Genomic DNA, 17,638 nt, shown 5'->3' on the forward strand with positions numbered 1-17,638 from the left:
GTGAAAAAATATGCCGAAATTTGAGGTTAAGGGTACGTTCAGAAACGATGGACAGATGAAGCCCTACACTAAGACAGTCGATGCACCAAGCGAGCGTCTTGCAGGAGAGTTCACTCTTGCAACGATTGGCAGCAAGCACCGACTCGAGCGAAAATATATTACTGTTGATTCTGTAAAGGCTATCAATGGCGAGTAATGTAAATCAGGCAAATCTGGAACAGGAGGTACAAGCCCTCCGTTCCTATGCCGCAGAGTATTCCCAGCAGTTTGATCTTCTTTCCCAGCAGCTGCGTTTCATCGAGACGGCACGTGCTGAGGCTCTTGCGTCAGTTGAGGCACTTGAGGCTCTTGCCGCAGCAGATGGTGAAGTTTCTACACTTCTCAGTCTTGGCGGCGGCGTGTCGGTTCGTGCAACTGTTACGGACACGAAGAAGATGCTTGTTGGGATTGGCGCAGGAGTTACGGTTGAGAAGTCAACCGAGGAAGCACTTTCCTTCCTGCGTGACCGGATTACCGAGATGGATGCATCCGGCAAACGGCTTTCCGAATCTCTGGGAAAACTGGAGAGTCAGATGTCAGCGGTTGAGCAGCGCATGCAGGAGATTTATGCTTCTGCACAGCAGCAGATCCGCTGATTTTTCCTTTCTCTTTTCTTCTGAATTTAAAAAAAAGAATTTATGTTCTTCTGCAAATAATTCCGGCAAGTAGAAGTCCTGTGAAAACTCCTGCAATGCATAACGGAGTTTGTGTCTGAGTCGGAGATGATGAAGCCATCCCCGGTCCTTCGAGATAGAATGCGTCATCATCGATGAAGTCATCTAGCTCAACCATCCAGTAACAGTTGTCAGGATTCAGTTCAGTATAGATCAGATTCTTCTGAGGATTGTCGCCGAAGATGATCTTCTGCGATGAAGCAATCACGGATATTTCATCGCTCTCAGGATCGTAAATTTCCAGATTCGGTACGAACACATCACCGGAAAGAATGGTGGTGTTTCCCCATGCATTTGATCTGCTGCCCCAGATGTCATCAGATTTTTCGGTGACATAGATATCTGATACACTGTTCGCATCATCATCGATGACTACGGTAATGATTGACGGACGCGTGACCGAAGTTGTGTTCACCACCCGGGTAAGGTTTCCTTCAATTGTATAGATGACATGAGGGCGGTTATCAATCACCGCAGGGTTCTTGAAGGTGAGTGTGGCAGGCACAAGAGTTCCGTCAGCATTCTGGAAAACATACCAGCTTCCATCCCAGTCAGGTTCCTCGTAGAGTCCGGTCGGAACAGTTGTCCAGACACTGTTGTTTACCGGTCTCGTTTTTTCCTTGAGTGGAACTTCGCCGATAATGACATACTGTCCCGCTTCATTGACGTAGAGGTAGTTGGCAAGAACTTTTGCCGTTCCTGTTGTGTCGTTGACAACAATTGTGGAACGAGTACCTATGTTGTCTTCGTATGCTGCGTGCGGCTGTGCAGAGGCACCTGCCTGATTCAGATAGGTGGACAGATAATTGTACCAGCCGCTCCTTCCAAATGCCGCTGCATTAGGAATGCCTTCAGTCAGATCACTTGTAGGTGCAGCGACAGATACACCGTTCGCCGCAGTGAAATGTCCGTCATCACTGCAAACGACAACAAAATCATTCAGCACATTGAGAAGATTTTCCGCTGAAGCATGAAGCTCTGAGTCCTCACTGGTTTGTTCGTAAATTTTGTACGTGAAGTCGTAGAGGTCCATGGACATAGTATTGGTGGAGCCGGAGTCTGCTCCGTAGCCCTGAGTATTGATGTAAATGGATCCAAGTACATTGAGTGACTCCTCGTCACTCAAAATCTCCTGAAGATCTTCTCCGAAGGCGTTCAGCGCTGCGACTACTTTTGGTGCTTCAGACATTCGCACAAGAGACAACGTCTTCGACTGATCAGGTTGGGCCATATAGTACTCGATGATGGTGGTACCAAGTTTTTCAGGACTCATATTGGGCGTTGAGGAAAGTGCCGAGAACGCTCGATAATCATATCCGCATCCGGGAACATTTTCTTCGGAGGCAAGAAGGTAGAAGCCGTACGGGCTGAGAGCGTCCGCCACCTCAAGAGATCCCATCAAACAGGCATCAAAAGCGATGAGATCATAGCGTGTTCCTGCCCCGGACAACCCGGTCTGCAGTTCACCAAGAGACAAGATTTCTTTGGATATCTCGTTTTGCCCAAATCCTGTATATCCGCCGCCGTGGTTCCAGAACAGCAGATAGTTTCTGGCACCGGACAGTCCCGAGTTTTTCCGGTACTCTTCTGCATAAGAAAGAGAATTCGCCAGTGTACTGGCATCCGAGATGTCAACGTCTGGGAATCGATCGAGTACATGTACTGTCGGATTTCCATCGTTGTCTGTATCCACACCAATAACGCCGTCTTCGAGATCTTTTGTAAGGAGATCCAGATTGGTTATTGTGACACCGTCATCCCATCCGGCTTTTTTTGCTCCGCCATAGATGATGAGTACATCTCCCATTGAAGGATCCCAGCTGTTTACCAGATCTATGAGATTATCTGTTGCCTGATCCCCTTCTGACTCCAGATCAGATCCAACCACATACATCACCAGATAATTTTCATCTGCTGCTGCGGCTGCCGGCACTGCTGCTGAACAAAGTATTAGCAAAAGACCGCACAGCAGATGAAGTTTGGAGAAATTTTGGGAGCTCATTATATTGGTATTTTTTTTTTGTTTTTCTATATATTTGTATCCGGATTTTTTCCGGTGAAATTTTTCTGATTTGTTTTCTCGCATTTTTACAATTCAGCACAAAATACGAAAGTTATCCTGCGATGAATCTGATAACAGAGGCAATTTATACTCTTAAGGGGAATGAATAGATAATGTTTGAAGGGCTGAAGAAAAAACTCGGCGGGATTACCCAGAAACTGGGCAGCAGCGTTGAGGCCGCCTCGGTGACCACCGAGGTTGAGGCTGAACTGCCTGCACTTGAAGCTCCTGCTCTACCCAGTACTCCTGTGGCTCCGGAGAAGAAAGTCAGCACTCCTGATGCTGCGGCAGCTCAGCCGTCATCACCCACGCCTGCCGTCACAAAATCCGTGCCGGTTCATGAGGATGAATCCAAAAAGCCCGGATTTTTCGGCAAGCTGAAGACACTTGTCGTTGAACGCGAGTTCGTTCTCTCGGAAAAGGATATTGACGAGACGCTGTTTGAACTGCAGATGGTTCTTCTTGAGTCTGACGTTGCCTTTCCGGTCGCTGAAGCAATCACCGACCACATGAAAAAGGAACTGGTTGGAACGCATCGAAAAATTCGTGAGTCCCCTGAAGAAGTGGTGACGAACGCTCTCAGGCATGCGATCGAGGATGTTCTTGGCGAAGGATTTGATCTGGTTGCCTACATTAAGGCCCACGATAAACCGGTGAAGATTCTTTTCACCGGAGTAAACGGTACCGGCAAGACCACGTCAGTCGCAAAAATTGCCTACTATCTCAGAAGCCAGGGACTCTCTGTGGTTGTCGGGGCAGGCGACACATTCCGTGCAGGCGCAATAGAACAAATCCGCGTACACTGCGACCGGCTTGGCATCAAACTTATTTCTCATCAGGAAGGAGCTGACCCTTCAGCAGTTCTCTATGATACAGTGGAATATGCAAAAGCCCACAATATTGATGTGGTTCTTGCCGACTCTGCGGGTCGTTTCCACAATCGCGTGAATCTGATGAATCAGCTCGAGAAGATCAAACGCGTGATGAAGCCTGACCTTGTCTTCTATGTTGACGAGGCTGTTGCAGGAAATGATGCTGTGGTTCGCGCTGAAGAGTTTGAAAAAACCGTTTCCACGAACGGTGTGATCCTGACCAAAGTGGATATGGATCCAAAAGGCGGTGCCGCAATATCAATCGCATACACTATCGGCAAGCCACTCGTGTTTCTTGGTGTCGGTCAGGAGTACTCTGACATGAAACCGTTCACCCCCTCGTTGATTATCGATGAAATTTTTGGAGATGAGAAGTAATGGGACTTGACAATCTTTCCAACTCCTTAAAGGATGCAATGAAAAAACTTGCCGGAAAAACGGTCATCGACCGTGCGGCAGTGGATGAACTTGTCCGCGACTTGCAGCGTGCCCTGCTTTCCGCGGATGTGAACGTGAAGCTGGTCATGCAGCTGTCCCAGTCGATTAAGGCCCGGGCACTGGACGAGGATCTTCCGAAAGGCATCAACGTCCGCGAGCATGTTCTGCGGATTGTGTATCAGGAACTGGTCAACCTTGTCGGCAAAGAGGCCGAGCTGTCTCTTCGCCCGCAGAAAATTCTGATGGCAGGTCTCCAAGGTTCCGGTAAGACGACAACGACCGGTAAACTCTGCCGATACTTCCAACGCAAAGGTCTGAAGGTTGGAGCAATTGGTGCTGACAACTTCCGGCCCGGAGCGTATGCCCAGCTTGAGACGCTGTGTAAAAAGATCAATGTGCCCTGTTACGGAGATCCGAAAGAAAAGGATGCCGTAAAGATCACCCGTGACGGCCTTGCGGCGCTGAAGGATGTTGAAGTCATCATCGTCGACACGGCTGGCCGCCACGCTCTTGAGGATGATCTGATCGAAGAGATTTCGCAGATCAATGAACTCCTGCAACCAGATCATCGCTGGCTGGTTATCGACGCGGCTCTTGGTCAGGCTGCACGCGATCAGGCAAAACGATTCCATGAAGCGATTGGGATCGACGGCGTGATCGTCACCAAGATGGATGGTACGGCAAAAGGCGGAGGCGCAATGTCTGCGGTCGCTGAGACGGGTTCGGGCATTGTTTTTATCGGTAACGGTGAAACGATTGAGGATCTGGAAAGATTTGATGCGAATGGTTTCATCTCCCGCCTGCTTGGCATGGGAGATCTGAAGGCACTTGTCGAGAAAGCCGAAGAAGCGATCAAGCCTGAGGATGTGGATGTCAACGCGATGCTTCGCGGCAAGTTCACGCTGAATGATATGTATAAGCAGCTTGAAGCAGTGCAGAAGATGGGTCCGTTAAAGCAGGTCCTGTCCATGCTGCCGCTCGGCGGAATGAATGTTCCTTCCGAGGCGCTTGACGGGACTGCTGACCGGATGAAAAAGTTCCGGATCATCATGGACTCAATGACGCCCGAGGAGCTGGACGATCCTTCTCTCATCAACACTTCCCGCATGACCCGTGTTGCAAAAGGAGCGGGCGCAACCATCGACGAAGTCCGCGAGTTGATCAAATACTACAAGATGATGCAAAAAACTCTGAAAGGATTCCGCGGCAACCGGATGGCAATGAACAAGATGATGAAGCAGATGAGTAAGGGCGGCGGGGACTTCGGCGGTATGGGGCCGATGTGATTAAAAAAATCAGAATTATTTTTTCCCTTTCTCTTTTTGATATTTTGGTTTTGACTCGCCGACACTGATCACTGACTCCCGAACCGAACGAATATAGTGTGGGTCCTGCGATTGATTGAGTTGAGATGTAAGAAGAGAAATTCGTTTATCTTTTTCTGCAAGAAGTTTTTCATAAACTTCAACCTGCTTATCCCGCGAACTCTGCAGATCACTGACCCTTTCCTCCAGCATACTGATAGTTTGCTGCGCCTGATCTAATTTGTTCAGGATGTTTTCGGCGTCTCCGTCAACCTGCATCCAGTAGTCTAAGGCGTCCCGAATAAAATCTATTTTCTTTCCGTCGCGGTTTTTCATATATTCATTGAACTTGGCGATATAGTTGGAGCCAAGACGGATATTCATTTGATCAGGCAGATCTTTTTTCCGGGTTGTGCTCTCCATTGGAGTACAAATATCCTGATGGATAGGTATAAGTATATGGATAGTCAATAGATTATGATTTGCATAGTCAAAGAACTGTCGTTTGACATTTTCTCTATTGCAAATTTACGCTGAATAATTGCCTGCCAGAGAGAAATCTGAAAATACGCAGTTTGTACTGTGACAGAACTAAGTCTGCCCAAACGAAGATGGCAATACTTCCTTTGATGAGTCGTGACGGGGAGTCACGCTGGCTTGTCTGCTGATTGAGATCAATTGATCCGTTATCACATTATACTTGGGCAGGCCTGCTGAAATCGCAGCCGACTTTTTTCGTTTTGGTTCAGGCAGTTCTTCACATGAAAAATATTCAATAGGAGTTACGCGGTGATGAGCTTCATCGTTTGAGATTTTTTCGTCCTTGACCTCACTTAGAGTAACCACGGAATGCACAGACCACACAGAGCTTCACGGAAAAATGAGTCACATACCTTTGGCCTGCTCATTGCTTCGCACGCAGTTCCGTCTTGCTCACTGTTTCGCAGCTTCGCAAAAATGCACGGAGAACGCCTGCGGCGCCGGAATGCACGGAATATATTTTTCATATTTTAAGAGAATAAATTATCTCGGAAATCTTTCCGTACATTCCGTGGTTATTTCAGGCAAAACCATACGTCACAGAACCACACCGCGTAACTCCTATTCAAAAAAGATGCCAAAGCAGTGCTGTTCCCCAACAGATGCCAAGGACGATGAGGGTCAGAATCAGGAACTCTTTCCATGTAGTTTTTTTCGGAACATGTTCCTGATGGATGAAGTCTGAAACTTTCTGACCTGTTGATTTTGTTTCCAAATTCTCTTCCTGACTCGTCTGATTGCCTGAAACAAATGATTCACGCGGGACCGGCATCCATGCCATACTCATCTGTTTTGTTTTAATGGTTACATCTCTCTTTTCATTCGCCTTTTCTGCTGATGATTTCCCGGGACGCAAAAAGATACTCCTGGGCGTATCCGGCATAAGGGCCGAAGTGATCTCTTGCATAGTCACCTGCTTTGATGTAGTCCAGCTTTTTTTCTCCGCCCACATATTTTGTGCGGAGAATTCTCTCAATCCATACATCAATTGGAACCGCCTCAAACTTTTCAAAGGCAAACAACAGCACGCAGTCCGCAACTTTTGGCCCGACACCGTTCAGCTCGCGAAGTTTTTTCTGTGCGTCCATGTAGGGAAGTGACTGAATTTTTTCTGACCAGTCAGGGTTAGCGATCACCATTTCAGCAGCCCCGCAGATGTATGCATCACGATAGCCAACTTTGCAGGAACGAATATCACAGACCTCTGCTTCTGCAATTTTTTCAGGAGACGGGAACGAATAATATTTTTCTCCATCACAAAAAATTTCATCACCATATTTTTCTGCAAGATTTTCTATCCGCATCTGAATGCCGGGAATGTTTGCACAACTCGAACAAATGTACGAGATCAAACACTCCCAAGGGTCCTGCCGTAGAATCCGAAGGCCCTGACATCTTTCGATCGCATCATGAATTACGGGGTCGCAGTCGATGTTTTCGAGAATCGTATCGAGATCATGATCCAGAGAAAAATAGTGAATCAGATCTTTTTCCTCCATCCCGTCAAAAAAGATCACATCCCCTTTCTGCTGAACTTTCCAGACCTCGTCCTCTCCGTATGGAGACGGGGCACACCAGGTACCATTCTGATCTCTCCAGCGAAACGCCTGACCGCAGGAGACCGTTAAATCAAGATTGAATTTGATGTCGTCGAGAGAAAATGTCTGCATAAAAAAGAAAATTATTCCTTTATCATCAGGTAGCCGAGCACAATTCCGGCAACTCCGGCGAGTGCAAGAATGATACCAATAGCACCGAGAACTACTGCAATAACCTCAGGCAGCCAGTACCACATCAGAATAATTCCCACAATTAAAAGCACGATACCAACAAGTAACGTTGCAAGGCCTGTTTTATCCATACATGCATATTATCCGCAAACCCTAATAATTTTACTTTTCAGGGACGAAACGGAACTCTGATGATAACCCTTATCATTGCAGAAAACATACCAAGTAGGATGCTAAGTCCTAGCATGATACACTGTATCAGAGTATCATGCCGGGCACCGAACGAGGATTGCCGTTTATGTTTTGGAATGAGAAAATGGAAACCCTGCGGGGAAAAGAGCTGCAGGAACTTCAGCTGAAACGGCTGAAAGAAACTGTAGCCAGGACGCAAAATATCGGTTTCTATAAGAAAATGTTTGCTGAGGCAGGTCTTCGTCCTGAGGATATTACGTCTCTTGACGATCTGTCAAAGATTCCGTTCACCAGAAAAGCTGATCTCAGGTCCGGGTACCCGTTCGGATTTCTTGCTGTTCCAATGAATAAAGTCAACCGGATTCACACCACATCCGGAACAACCGGCAAACCAACTGTTGTCGCCTACACGAAAAACGATCTCAACTACTGGTCTGAGTTAATCGCACGAAACCTCACCATGGTCGGCCTTCGCGAAGGAGACATGTTCCAGAACGCTTCCAACTACTCGCTCTTTACCGGAGGACTCGGCTTCCATTACGGCGCAGAAAAAATCGGATGCGCTGTGGTTCCGGCAGGTGTCGGCAACACCAAACGCCAGATCGAAATGATTTCTGACTTCGGCGTCAACGCAATTCACTGCACACCAAGTTACGCCATGCATCTGACCGAAGTTGCCGAGGAGATGCAGGCAAACCATGACTCGCTGAAGATTGGTGTGTTCGGTGCTGAGTCATGGTCAGAAAATATGCGCCGGGACCTCGAAACACGACTCAACATCAAAGCATACGACAGTTACGGCATGAGCGAACTGTTCGGCCCGGGAGTTGCGTTCGAGTGTCAGGAACAAAACGGTCTGCATATCTGGCATGACTGTTATATTGTCGAGATCATCGACCCGGTCACCGAGGAAACTCTTGGCCCAGGCGAAAAAGGCGAGATGGTTGTAACCCCGCTCGTCAAAGAAGCAATGCCGCTTCTCAGATACCGGACCGGAGACATCACCATGCTGATGGAGGATGACTGTCCCTGCGGACGCGGTCAGAAGATTGCCCGCCTGCTCGGAAGGAGCGATGACATGCTGACCGTTCGCGGCATCAATGTGTTTCCCTCCCAGATTGAGCATGTTCTCAAGAATATTCCTGAGGTCGGCGACCAGTTTATGGTCTACATCGACCGCGTCAACCATCTCGACGAGATGACGATCGATGTTGAGATCAACAAGAACATCTTCTCTGGCGAACTCAGCGATCTCACAAGACTTCAGAGCAAGATTGGCAAGGCCCTGCACGAGACGCTGACGCTTCGCGCAACCATTCGTCTGGTCGAGCCGGGATCACTTCCCAGATTTGAAGGGAAGGCAAAACGTGTGGTTGACCGGAGGGTTATCTGATTATGGCATACTATAATGAAAAAATTGAAACGCTTCCGAAACTTGAGTTGGAAAAACTTCAGTATCAGGAATTGAAAGTTCTCGTCGACCGGCTTTACGCAAACTCTGCGTTCTATCATGACAGGATGAAGGCCGCAGGCGTTCTTCCTTCAGACATCAAGTCGATCTCTGACATCACGAAGCTGCCGTTCATGCGAAAGACTGATCTTCGTGACAACTATCCTGACAAACTTGTCTGCTGCTCCAAAGAGGATCTGGTCAGATACCATGTTTCGTCAGGAACAACCGGCAAGCCAACAGTTGTCGCCTACACGAAAAATGATCTGGATACATGGTCTGAAGCCGTCGCACGATCTTTAGTTTCCTGTGGTCTTGGCCGCGGTGATGTTTTACAGGTTGCTTACGGTTACGGTCTCTTCACGGGAGGACTCGGTCTGCATTATGGCGGAGAAAAACTTGGCGCAACGGTGATTCCTGCATCGACCGGAAACTCCGAGCGGCAGATTGAACTGATTCAGGATCTTCAGACGACAGCAATTGCATGCACTCCTTCCTACTTTGTTCACTTAATTGATGTCGCAAAAAAAATCGGTGTGGATATTGCAAAAGACACGAAGCTTCGGACAGCAATTCTTGGTGCTGAGCCATGGTCTGAGTCGATGCGCCGCTACATTCATGAACAGTCAGGCGTAACCGCCCACAACATCTTTGGAACTTCTGAAATTTCCGGACCGATGTTTACTGACTGTCAGGAACTGAACGGCATGCACATCTCAGGCGACATCGCCTACACCGAGATCATTGATCCGGAAACCGGCGAGTCTCTTCCGGCAGGCGAGAAGGGCGAACTCACGATGACCATCCTCACCAAGGAAGCAATCCCTATGATTCGCTACCGCATCGGTGACATCACTTCCATCTTCCCGGGCGACTGCCCGTGCGGCAGAACATCTCCGCGTATCGACCGTCTTCAGGGAAGAGTGGACGACATGCTGGTTATCCGGGGCATCAATGTGTTCCCGTCCGCTGTTGAGCATGCTCTCCTCCGTGTTCCGGAACTCACAAGCCACTTTATGCTTGAAGTTTTCCGCAACGGCCCGCTTGATGACATGCTGGTCAAAGTGGAGCTGAAGCCTGACGCAATGACGGACAGTATCAACGGTCTGATCGGACTGCAGTCCCGTGTTGAGCGGACTCTTCGCGATACGCTGAATGTTTCTGCGAAAGTTGAACTTTGCCCGCCGAACTCCCTCCCGCGTTTTGAGGGGAAAGCAAAACGCGTCATTGACACCCGGGTGTTCTAACATGACGAACAGTAAGTACTTCATCAAACAGCTCTCCATTTTCTCGGAGAACAAGTCAGGAAAACTTGCGGCAATCGCGAAGATTTTCCACGAGAGTCAGGTGAATATCCATGCGTTCAGCATCGCAGAGGCCAACAGTTTTGGTGTGGTGCGGGCGATTGTGGACAAGCCGGATGTTGCGTTCGCGGCATTTTCAAAAGAAAACTATGCTCTTCAGTACACGGATGTTTTAGGCGTGAAGATGGCGGATGTTCCAGGCGGTCTCTTTGAGGTTGCAAGCACGCTTGGCAATATCGGCATCAACATTGAGTATGCATATGCATTCCGGACCGGAGAGTTTGGAACTTTGATTGTGAAGGTCTCCAACTCTGAAGAGGCTGTGGACAAAATTCTTGCCGCAGGACTGGAACTTGTTCCGGCAACGGATTACAATTTTTAATTTTTTTTCTTGCAGTGGCTTTGTCCGCGAGGTTCTGTCTCCCACGGAAAAACAAGACGCACGCCGTTCCGTCGTACTCACTGCTTCGCAGGAACACACGGAAATTTTACAGAAAAAAACATCACGGAGCAGACGTGAACATCACGGAAATTTTTCGTCAATTTTTTTCTGATAGGAGTTCCGCGGTGATGAGTTTCATCGTTTGAGATTTTTCTGTAAGTGGTCTCGCTTGGAGTAACCACGGAACACACTGAACACACGGAATTCCACGGAAAAAACACAGAATACCGCTTCGCTTACGAAAAACACGGAAAGCCTAAGGAAGTCGGCATCTCAAAATGGAGACCTATACGCATACCAGTACTCTTAGTCTTTCCGTGTTTTCCGTAAGCGAAGCGGTATTCTGTGTTTTTTTCCGTGGAATTCCGTGTGTTCAGTGTGTTCCGTGGTTGCCCCAAATAAAACCAAGGACAGAGAATCCCTTTTCCTTATGTTATTTCATACCGCGTAAGTCCTATTCTGAAAATATTTTCAAAAGAAAATTAATTTTTTATTGGCGTCACATTTTTTTAAATTTCGTGACGATAATTTTTCTTCACGATTTTTTTTCAAAAGAAAATGAATTAATTTTTTCAGCGTCACATTTTTTTAAAATTCCGTGATGTTCACGTCTGCTCCGTGATGTTTTTTTTTCTGTAAAATTTCTGTGTGTTCCGCTTTTCCGTGGGCGGCAGAAGATCATAAAGAAACCATCCAAAGTTTAATACGTTCTCTCGTGGGAGATACGTAGTAGTGATCTCCGATGAAAAACCAGTATATTATCAAGCAGCTTTCCATCTTTGCTCCGAATACTCCGGGAACACTTGCCGAAATTGCCAGAATTTTTCAGGACAATTCCGTGAACATTTCCGCATTCTGCATTGCTGAGGCGAACAACTTCGGTGTGGTGCGGGCGGTTGTGGACAAGCCGGACGCCGCATACGAAGCGTTTGAAAAGAAAAATTATCTGCTCAAGTTCACCGACGTCGTTGCAGTGAAAATGGTTGACGTCCCGGGCGGGCTGTATGAAGTTGCGTCCAAATTCGGTGCCGCAGGCCTCAACATTCAGTACGCCTATGCATCACGGAGTGCGGAGACGCCGACGCTTGTCGTCTACATCTCCAACACTGACATCTCTCTTGACGCGGCTGTTGAAAAAATTCTTGCGTCAGGCCTTGTGCTCGTGCCTTCCACACAACTCAAGGTCTGATAATTTTTTCAGGAATTTTTGATCGCATCGCGATTACTGCGATAGGATTTTTCTTTCGGATTGATCTTCATCGCCCGCTCAAATGCAGAAACCGCGTCATCCTTTCGTCCGAGGTACGCACATGCCGCCCCTCGTATGCTCCAGACCGCATCATCGTTTGGCAAAACTTCCAGCACAGCATCCGTGAGGGCGAGTGCTTCCTCGAACTTTTCTGATCTCACCAAAAGATTTGCAAGCAGTTTTGCAATCCGCTCATCCGTCGGTTGTGCTGTTCTTCCTTCGCGAAGAACAACCTCTGCCTCGGAAATTTTTCCGAGAACGATCAGCGCATTTGCCTTGTTGGCAAATGCCGCAGCATTGATCGGATCAATTACAAGGGCCGCGTCTGCTGCGATGATTGCTCCTGCGGCGTCTCCCGCAGGAATGAGATATCCGGCTTTGTTTGCATGCAGCTGTGAAGAGTGCGGATTGATCGCCAGAGCATCACTCACGGCAATCACTGCGTCCAGATATTTTCCGCCCGCAGCAAAAAGTCTTGCACGCTCGGCCGGGAACCGGTAGTCCTGCGGAAACATCTCGGCAGACTTTGTGTAGCAACCGAACGCCGCCGTCTGCTCTCCGGTCTGTTCGAGCAGAACTCCGAGATTATACCAGACATCAGGAACGGTCGGCCTGATCTTCAGCGACTCCTGATAGCAGTAGATTGCTCCCTTCGGATCTTTTTGTTCAATTCTTGCGACCGCTTCTTTACACCAGAGTACCGGGTCGGTCGGGTTTGTGACGGTTGGTTTCCTCGCCATTATTTTTTCTCCCAGCGCAGCAGTTGTGCGAGACTGCCGAGTGTTCCGCCGCGGCGAATCTCTTCGCGGACGCGGACCTCGTTTTTGAACACCTCAACCGCACGTCTGGCAACTTCATAAGCCCGCTCTCTTGGGATTACTACGACGCCTGACTGATCACCGATCAGCCAGTCGCCTGCCCGAACGGTCTGGCCGCAGCAGGTGATCTCTGCATTGATCTCGCCGAACCCTTTTGGCTCGCCTGCATTGGGCTGGACCGCAGTTGCGAAAACCGGGATGTCGAGTGTTAGGATATCATCCCAGTCGCGAACCGCGCCGTCAATGACGATGCCTCCGACACCGCGGTTGATTGCCGACCGCGTGGCAAGTTCTCCCCAGGGGGCGATGTCGGTTTTTCCGTCATTGTTGATGACAAGAATATCTCCTCTCTCGCAGAAGTCAATTGCCTGCACCGGCTTTGACCAGTCGCCGCCAAATGTCTGCACGGTTACGGCCTTGCCGATCATTTTGTGCGGAACATGCCGCTCGGAAAGTCCGATCATTGCACCTTTCCGGTAAAGAGCGTCGGTGACGTTTGGGGCAGAGACCGTCTTCAGCAGTTCACGAATCTGATCATCAAGGGATTTTTTCTCCGCAACTTCGATGTTCGGGTTGTCGAGCGCTGCTCGGACTTCTGCAGCTGCGGCTTGTACTTCGGCAGCTTTGATGATCGTTCCTCCAACAATCACAATGTCTGCTCCGCGAGCTGCTGCGGCTGCCGCAGTCTTTGCATTCAGTCCGCCCGCGACTGCAATTTTTACCGGAAGTTTTCCGAGGGCATCAAGAAGGTCAAGCGGATCTTTTCCTTCCATCTGCTGATCAATTCCTACGTGAGCGTTGATGATCTGAACGCCAAGGCCTGCGAGCTCTTCGGCCCGGGCGCCCGGGTCCTTCACGTTCATCATGTCTGCCATTATTTCTACGCCGTAGAGTGCTGCGCCGCGAAGTGCGTCTGAGATTACGGCGTTGTCTGCTGCGGCAAGCACGCAGACAACATTTGCTCCGGCTTTTGCCGCCATCTCCACTTCAAGAGATCCGGTATCTGAAGTTTTCAGATCCGCGACAAGGGTTTTATGGGGAAATATGCTCCGAAGTTTTCTGACACTTTCCATTCCCTCGCTTTTGATGAGCGGAGTTCCTATCTCTATCCAGTCGGCTCCTCCGGCAACCGCTTCCTCGGCAATTTTTTCTGCGCGGGAAAGCTCCGTGAGATCCAGTGCGACCTGCAAAACCGGTCTGACCATGTGAGATAATTTGGTGAAGAAAGGGGATAAGGTTGATGCTGGAGTTTACGGTTCGGCAGTGATTCGTTCGTAGACTAAACAGGCTTCACTTGTCAGGGCATACCGTTTGGATTTTTCTTCGAAGGTTTCTGCAAGAATCCTATCATCAGAAAACCAGGAGAGATACCACTGGACCGTCATTGTTGTCACCTGCATCAACACTGCAAGCTCGTTTCTCGTAGCGTTTGGATGATCATACAGTGTCTGGAAAAAGAAAAATAACCGCTCTCTTGTAATCAGAGAAAATATGCAGTACTCAACCGAGCCTGGTTCCTGTCTGCTGGTGTAGTAGCACATATTTCCATGATAGGGAAATGAGTAGATGATGTACCGCCGTGCAAGCCGCTGCAGATGATAGCTGACCGAGCCGCGGGAGATCTTTACAGAATCCACAATCTGTTGTTTGGAACATCCCGGATTTCTGTCGACAAAGAGATAGATTCTGCCGGGGCGCGAGTCAGGATCAAGAGATCCGGTTTTCCACGCATCCGGTCCATCCCCGAGTGTCATATACAAGGTGTTCTTTTCCAATAGTATATGAAAAAATTGGTCAAACTCTCATACCCTCCTCTTGATGACGCTTCGCTCAATATCTTCTTAAGATGACGAGTCCTGATAGAGAAGTATGTCTGCGGGTGCGAAAATTGGTGCGGCCCTTGTCTCACTGATCTGTTTTCTTCCGGCAGTGATCTACTTCTGCAACTGGTACTTCACCGCTCCTGATCAGCTTGCGACAGTTCGAATTTTTTTCACGATTACGATTTTTCTCACGGCAATCGGCGGACTGTTGTATCTGGCTTTCTCCTCGTCAAGACAGTGGCAGTTTTTGGTGCTGTTTGTGCTTGCCACGCTTGGTGTAGCGGTCTATGCAGGATGGTATCTGACAGATTACAATGCCGCATTTATCTGGACGACACCGTTTGCGATTCTTGCTGTGCCGTTCATTCTTGCGATGCCGAAAAATCCGTTTCTTCGATCAGCCCCGGAAAAACTTGCCGCGATCGGCAGTCTTGCAGGGCTCTGCATTCTCTTCTTCCGTATTCTGCAGATGACTGTTCCAGGCGTTGAAGAGTTTGTCTCAACATTATCAGGAATCATTCTTCTTGACATCTGCGTTGCAGTTTATCTGATCTCTTTCCTCCTTCTTGGTGCTTCCATACTTTTTGTCTGCGTGTTCGGCCCGGTCATACCACGCGTCCCTCACAAAAATTTTTCATGGAACCATCCGGCATTTGTTCTGATGTCTCTGCCGTTCTTCCTGATGATTCCTGTACTGTTTGGAAAACTTGGCGGAATGAATGGTCTCTTTGATCAGATTCTAATCGTAGGATTCTATTTCCTCGGACTCTTTGGCGTCCTCTGGTATCTGGCATCCAAAAAATCTGCGAGATGGTGGTATGCTCTGCCGTACGTGTTGTGCTCAGCCGTGATCATTGTTGCCGCAGTACTGTTTGGTGCGGATAACCTGCTGATGTTTTTCCCGTTCGGATGGGCAGTGCTGCCGATACTCTGTCTGTGTATGGATGCAGAGAGATTTGACGGAGTTTCTTTTGCAACTGTGGTGTTTGCAGCCGCTGTTACCACACTGCCGTTTCTCTACTTTGTCTTTGTCTCCTTTGGAACGTGGGATGTTGAAGATATTCACCGGAATTATCTGGGAACCCTGATGTTTCTGGTGATGGTCATGCAGGCGTTGATTGGAATTCTTACCGCGACTGTTGCGGGTGAAAAAAAGATTAAATTTCCTGATGCAGAAGCGGGAGTCCCGCACGCATCCAGGTAAGGATGCCGCCCTGCAGAACATAGATGCTGGAAAAGTCAAGCTTTTCCATCATCTGACCGGCTTTCAGTCCGCGAACTCCTGACTGACAGTAGATCAGATACACCGTGTTTTTGGGCAGGGCATTCATTTTTTCGACAAAGTCAGGGTCGCGGAAATCGATCCATGCAGCGTCCCCGATGACGCCGCTTTCTTCAATCTCCGGCTTTGTCCTGACATCTATTACTGTTATCTCCCCTTCATCGATCAGATGCTTTGCGTTCAAAGCATCGATCATATGCAGGGGATCTGATGACGGGGTCTCGATCATATCAGTGATATTTCTCGGAAAAGACCAGCTTGTCAAGCGGGGCCTTTTCTTCGAGGGTGATGCCGCCTACGTCAGGAACTCCTGCAGCGACAATGGATACCAGTTTGTAGGTCTCCGGAACGGTGACAAGTTTCTGTACTGCGTCAGCGTAGGGCATCTGGTTTCCTGCAATCCAGCATCCTCCATACCCATAGGCATGCAGAGCGAGAAGCAGATTTTCAGTGGCTGCACAACAATCCTCCACAGCGAACTTCCAGTCAGCCTCGCCAAAGACGAGGATGCCGACAGCTGCTCCTGCAATGAACTTTCCATTGGGTGCAAGCTCGGCAATTTTTGCAAGCGTGTCCTTGTTTTTGACGACTACAAAAATCCACGGCTGTTTGTTTCTGCCGGTCGGTGCTTTGGACGCACACTCCAGGGATTTCCGAATAAACTCCTGCGGAATTTCCTCATCCTTGAACTTGCGGACACTGTGCCGTGACTGGATAATGGTAACTCCAAAGTTTGCGATTCCCGGATTTCTCACATTCATAATTACTCCTTATGCAGGAGAAGTAAAGAGTCTTTCTGAATAGGTAGAAAATATCTGCGGGAATTTTTTTGAGCAGGAGTTATGCGGTGTGATTCTGATCTATAGGGCTTTGCTTTGAGTAACCACGGAATGCACAGAGCACACAGAGCTTCACGGAAAATTTCATAAAATGCACGGAGAACGCCTGCGGCGCCGGAATGCACGGAAAGATTTTCGAGGAAATTTATTTCTCATAGGAGTTACGCGGTGATGAGTTTCGTTGCGGATTTTTCTGTAGGTGGTCTCGCTTGGAGTAACCACGTATCGCATGCCTTTGGCCTGCTCACCGCTTCGCGGGAACACACTGAACACACGAAATTCCACGGAAAAAACACAGAATACCGCTTCGCTTACGGAAAACACAGAAAGCCTAAGGAAATTGGCATTTCAAAGTGGTGACATCTACACATATCCGTACACTTAGGCTTTCCGTGTTTTCCGTAAACGAAGCGGTATTCTGTGTTTTTTCCGTGGAATTCCGTGTGTTCAGTGTGTTCCGTGGTTACCCCAAACAAAACCAAGGACAGAGAATCCCTTTTCCTTATGCTATTTCATACCGCGTAAGCCCTATTCTCAATTATTTTTCCAATAAAGTTACGCTGTGTGATTCCGCGAAGTG

Annotated in this window: 19 protein-coding genes; 9 read left to right on the forward strand and 10 right to left on the reverse strand. The window is 48.5% G+C overall.

From position 1 onward, the window contains the following. The first annotated feature begins 10 nt into the window (after positions 1 to 10). Positions 11 to 196, forward strand: coding sequence for a 50S ribosomal protein L18Ae (gene rpl18a, locus McpCs1_RS05730; RefSeq protein WP_338096298.1), 186 nt, complete (start codon positions 11 to 13; stop codon positions 194 to 196). Further along, positions 186 to 635, forward strand: a complete 450-nt coding sequence (gene pfdA, locus McpCs1_RS05735; protein ID WP_338096299.1) for a prefoldin subunit alpha — start codon at positions 186 to 188, stop codon at positions 633 to 635. The genes rpl18a and pfdA overlap by 11 nt, the downstream gene beginning before the upstream one ends. A 40-nt stretch (positions 636 to 675) precedes the next feature. Here the strand turns inward: pfdA and McpCs1_RS05740 are convergent, their stop codons facing one another. After that, positions 676 to 2,715 (reverse strand): clostripain-related cysteine peptidase, encoded by a 2,040-nt coding sequence (locus McpCs1_RS05740; protein WP_338096300.1) that lies wholly within the window; start codon positions 2,713 to 2,715, stop codon positions 676 to 678. Between the two features lie 173 nt (positions 2,716 to 2,888). Between McpCs1_RS05740 and ftsY the strand changes: the two genes are divergently transcribed. Continuing rightward, the gene (ftsY, locus tag McpCs1_RS05745) at positions 2,889 to 4,025 is read left to right on the forward strand and encodes a signal recognition particle-docking protein FtsY (RefSeq protein WP_338096301.1); all 1,137 of its coding nucleotides are present in this window, start codon (positions 2,889 to 2,891) and stop codon (positions 4,023 to 4,025) included. Continuing rightward, a complete protein-coding gene (locus McpCs1_RS05750; protein ID WP_338096302.1) occupies positions 4,025 to 5,371 on the forward strand; it encodes a signal recognition particle protein Srp54 in 1,347 nt (448 codons plus the stop codon). Before ftsY ends, McpCs1_RS05750 begins: the two co-directional genes overlap by 1 nt. A 15-nt stretch (positions 5,372 to 5,386) precedes the next feature. On the opposite strand, the gene McpCs1_RS05755 is transcribed toward McpCs1_RS05750, so the two are convergent. The 4 genes from McpCs1_RS05755 to McpCs1_RS05770 all read right to left on the reverse strand — a co-directional run bounded on the left by McpCs1_RS05755 (position 5,387) and on the right by McpCs1_RS05770 (position 7,790). Then, positions 5,387 to 5,812: a hypothetical protein gene (locus tag McpCs1_RS05755; protein WP_338096303.1), complete on the reverse strand. Its 426-nt coding sequence runs from the start codon at positions 5,810 to 5,812 to the stop codon at positions 5,387 to 5,389. A gap of 682 nt (positions 5,813 to 6,494) precedes the next feature. Further along, entirely contained in the window at positions 6,495 to 6,710 is a 216-nt protein-coding gene (locus McpCs1_RS05760) for a hypothetical protein (protein WP_338096304.1), read from the reverse strand. 37 nt (positions 6,711 to 6,747) lie between these two features. After that, positions 6,748 to 7,599, reverse strand: coding sequence for a DNA-3-methyladenine glycosylase family protein (locus McpCs1_RS05765; protein WP_338096305.1), 852 nt, complete (start codon positions 7,597 to 7,599; stop codon positions 6,748 to 6,750). Positions 7,600 to 7,610: 11 nt separating this feature from the next. Next, the gene (locus tag McpCs1_RS05770) at positions 7,611 to 7,790 is read right to left on the reverse strand and encodes a hypothetical protein (RefSeq protein ID WP_338096306.1); all 180 of its coding nucleotides are present in this window, start codon (positions 7,788 to 7,790) and stop codon (positions 7,611 to 7,613) included. Positions 7,791 to 7,957: 167 nt separating this feature from the next. On the opposite strand from McpCs1_RS05770, the gene McpCs1_RS05775 reads away from it, so the two are divergent. The 4 genes from McpCs1_RS05775 (at position 7,958) to McpCs1_RS05790 (ending at position 12,236) form a co-directional block, all read left to right on the forward strand. After that, positions 7,958 to 9,244 (forward strand): phenylacetate--CoA ligase family protein, encoded by a 1,287-nt coding sequence (locus McpCs1_RS05775; protein WP_338096307.1) that lies wholly within the window; start codon positions 7,958 to 7,960, stop codon positions 9,242 to 9,244. Between the two features lie 2 nt (positions 9,245 to 9,246). Beyond that, the gene (locus McpCs1_RS05780; RefSeq protein ID WP_338096308.1) at positions 9,247 to 10,548 is read left to right on the forward strand and encodes a phenylacetate--CoA ligase family protein; all 1,302 of its coding nucleotides are present in this window, start codon (positions 9,247 to 9,249) and stop codon (positions 10,546 to 10,548) included. 1 nt (position 10,549) lies between these two features. Continuing rightward, entirely contained in the window at positions 10,550 to 10,987 is a 438-nt protein-coding gene (locus McpCs1_RS05785; RefSeq protein ID WP_338096309.1) for an ACT domain-containing protein, read from the forward strand. 802 nt (positions 10,988 to 11,789) lie between these two features. Continuing rightward, a complete protein-coding gene (locus tag McpCs1_RS05790) occupies positions 11,790 to 12,236 on the forward strand; it encodes an acetolactate synthase (RefSeq protein ID WP_338096310.1) in 447 nt (148 codons plus the stop codon). Between the two features lie 8 nt (positions 12,237 to 12,244). On the opposite strand, the gene McpCs1_RS05795 is transcribed toward McpCs1_RS05790, so the two are convergent. From McpCs1_RS05795 to McpCs1_RS05805, 3 genes are read right to left on the reverse strand one after another with little or no spacing between them, the layout of a single operon-like run. Next, complete coding sequence (locus McpCs1_RS05795) at positions 12,245 to 13,036, reverse strand: tetratricopeptide repeat protein (protein WP_338096311.1); 792 nt, start codon at positions 13,034 to 13,036, stop codon at positions 12,245 to 12,247. Continuing rightward, positions 13,036 to 14,319, reverse strand: a complete 1,284-nt coding sequence (locus McpCs1_RS05800) for an orotidine 5'-phosphate decarboxylase / HUMPS family protein (RefSeq protein ID WP_338096312.1) — start codon at positions 14,317 to 14,319, stop codon at positions 13,036 to 13,038. The genes McpCs1_RS05795 and McpCs1_RS05800 overlap by 1 nt, the downstream gene beginning before the upstream one ends. Positions 14,320 to 14,364: 45 nt before the next feature. Next, the gene (locus tag McpCs1_RS05805) at positions 14,365 to 14,868 is read right to left on the reverse strand and encodes a winged helix-turn-helix transcriptional regulator (protein WP_338096313.1); all 504 of its coding nucleotides are present in this window, start codon (positions 14,866 to 14,868) and stop codon (positions 14,365 to 14,367) included. A 115-nt stretch (positions 14,869 to 14,983) separates the two neighbouring features. Between McpCs1_RS05805 and McpCs1_RS05810 the strand changes: the two genes are divergently transcribed. Continuing rightward, entirely contained in the window at positions 14,984 to 16,141 is a 1,158-nt protein-coding gene (locus McpCs1_RS05810; protein WP_338096314.1) for a hypothetical protein, read from the forward strand. On the opposite strand, the gene McpCs1_RS05815 is transcribed toward McpCs1_RS05810, so the two are convergent. Further along, entirely contained in the window at positions 16,095 to 16,448 is a 354-nt protein-coding gene (locus tag McpCs1_RS05815) for a rhodanese-like domain-containing protein (RefSeq protein ID WP_338096315.1), read from the reverse strand. The two genes, McpCs1_RS05810 and McpCs1_RS05815, sit on opposite strands and share 47 nt — an antisense overlap. A 1-nt stretch (position 16,449) precedes the next feature. Next, positions 16,450 to 16,980, reverse strand: a complete 531-nt coding sequence (locus tag McpCs1_RS05820; protein WP_338096316.1) for a nitroreductase family protein — start codon at positions 16,978 to 16,980, stop codon at positions 16,450 to 16,452. Positions 16,981 to 17,638: the final 658 nt, after the last annotated feature.

The sequence above is a fragment of the Methanorbis rubei genome, from assembly GCF_032714495.1.
Classification (GTDB): Archaea; Halobacteriota; Methanomicrobia; order Methanomicrobiales; family Methanocorpusculaceae; genus Methanocorpusculum; species Methanocorpusculum rubei.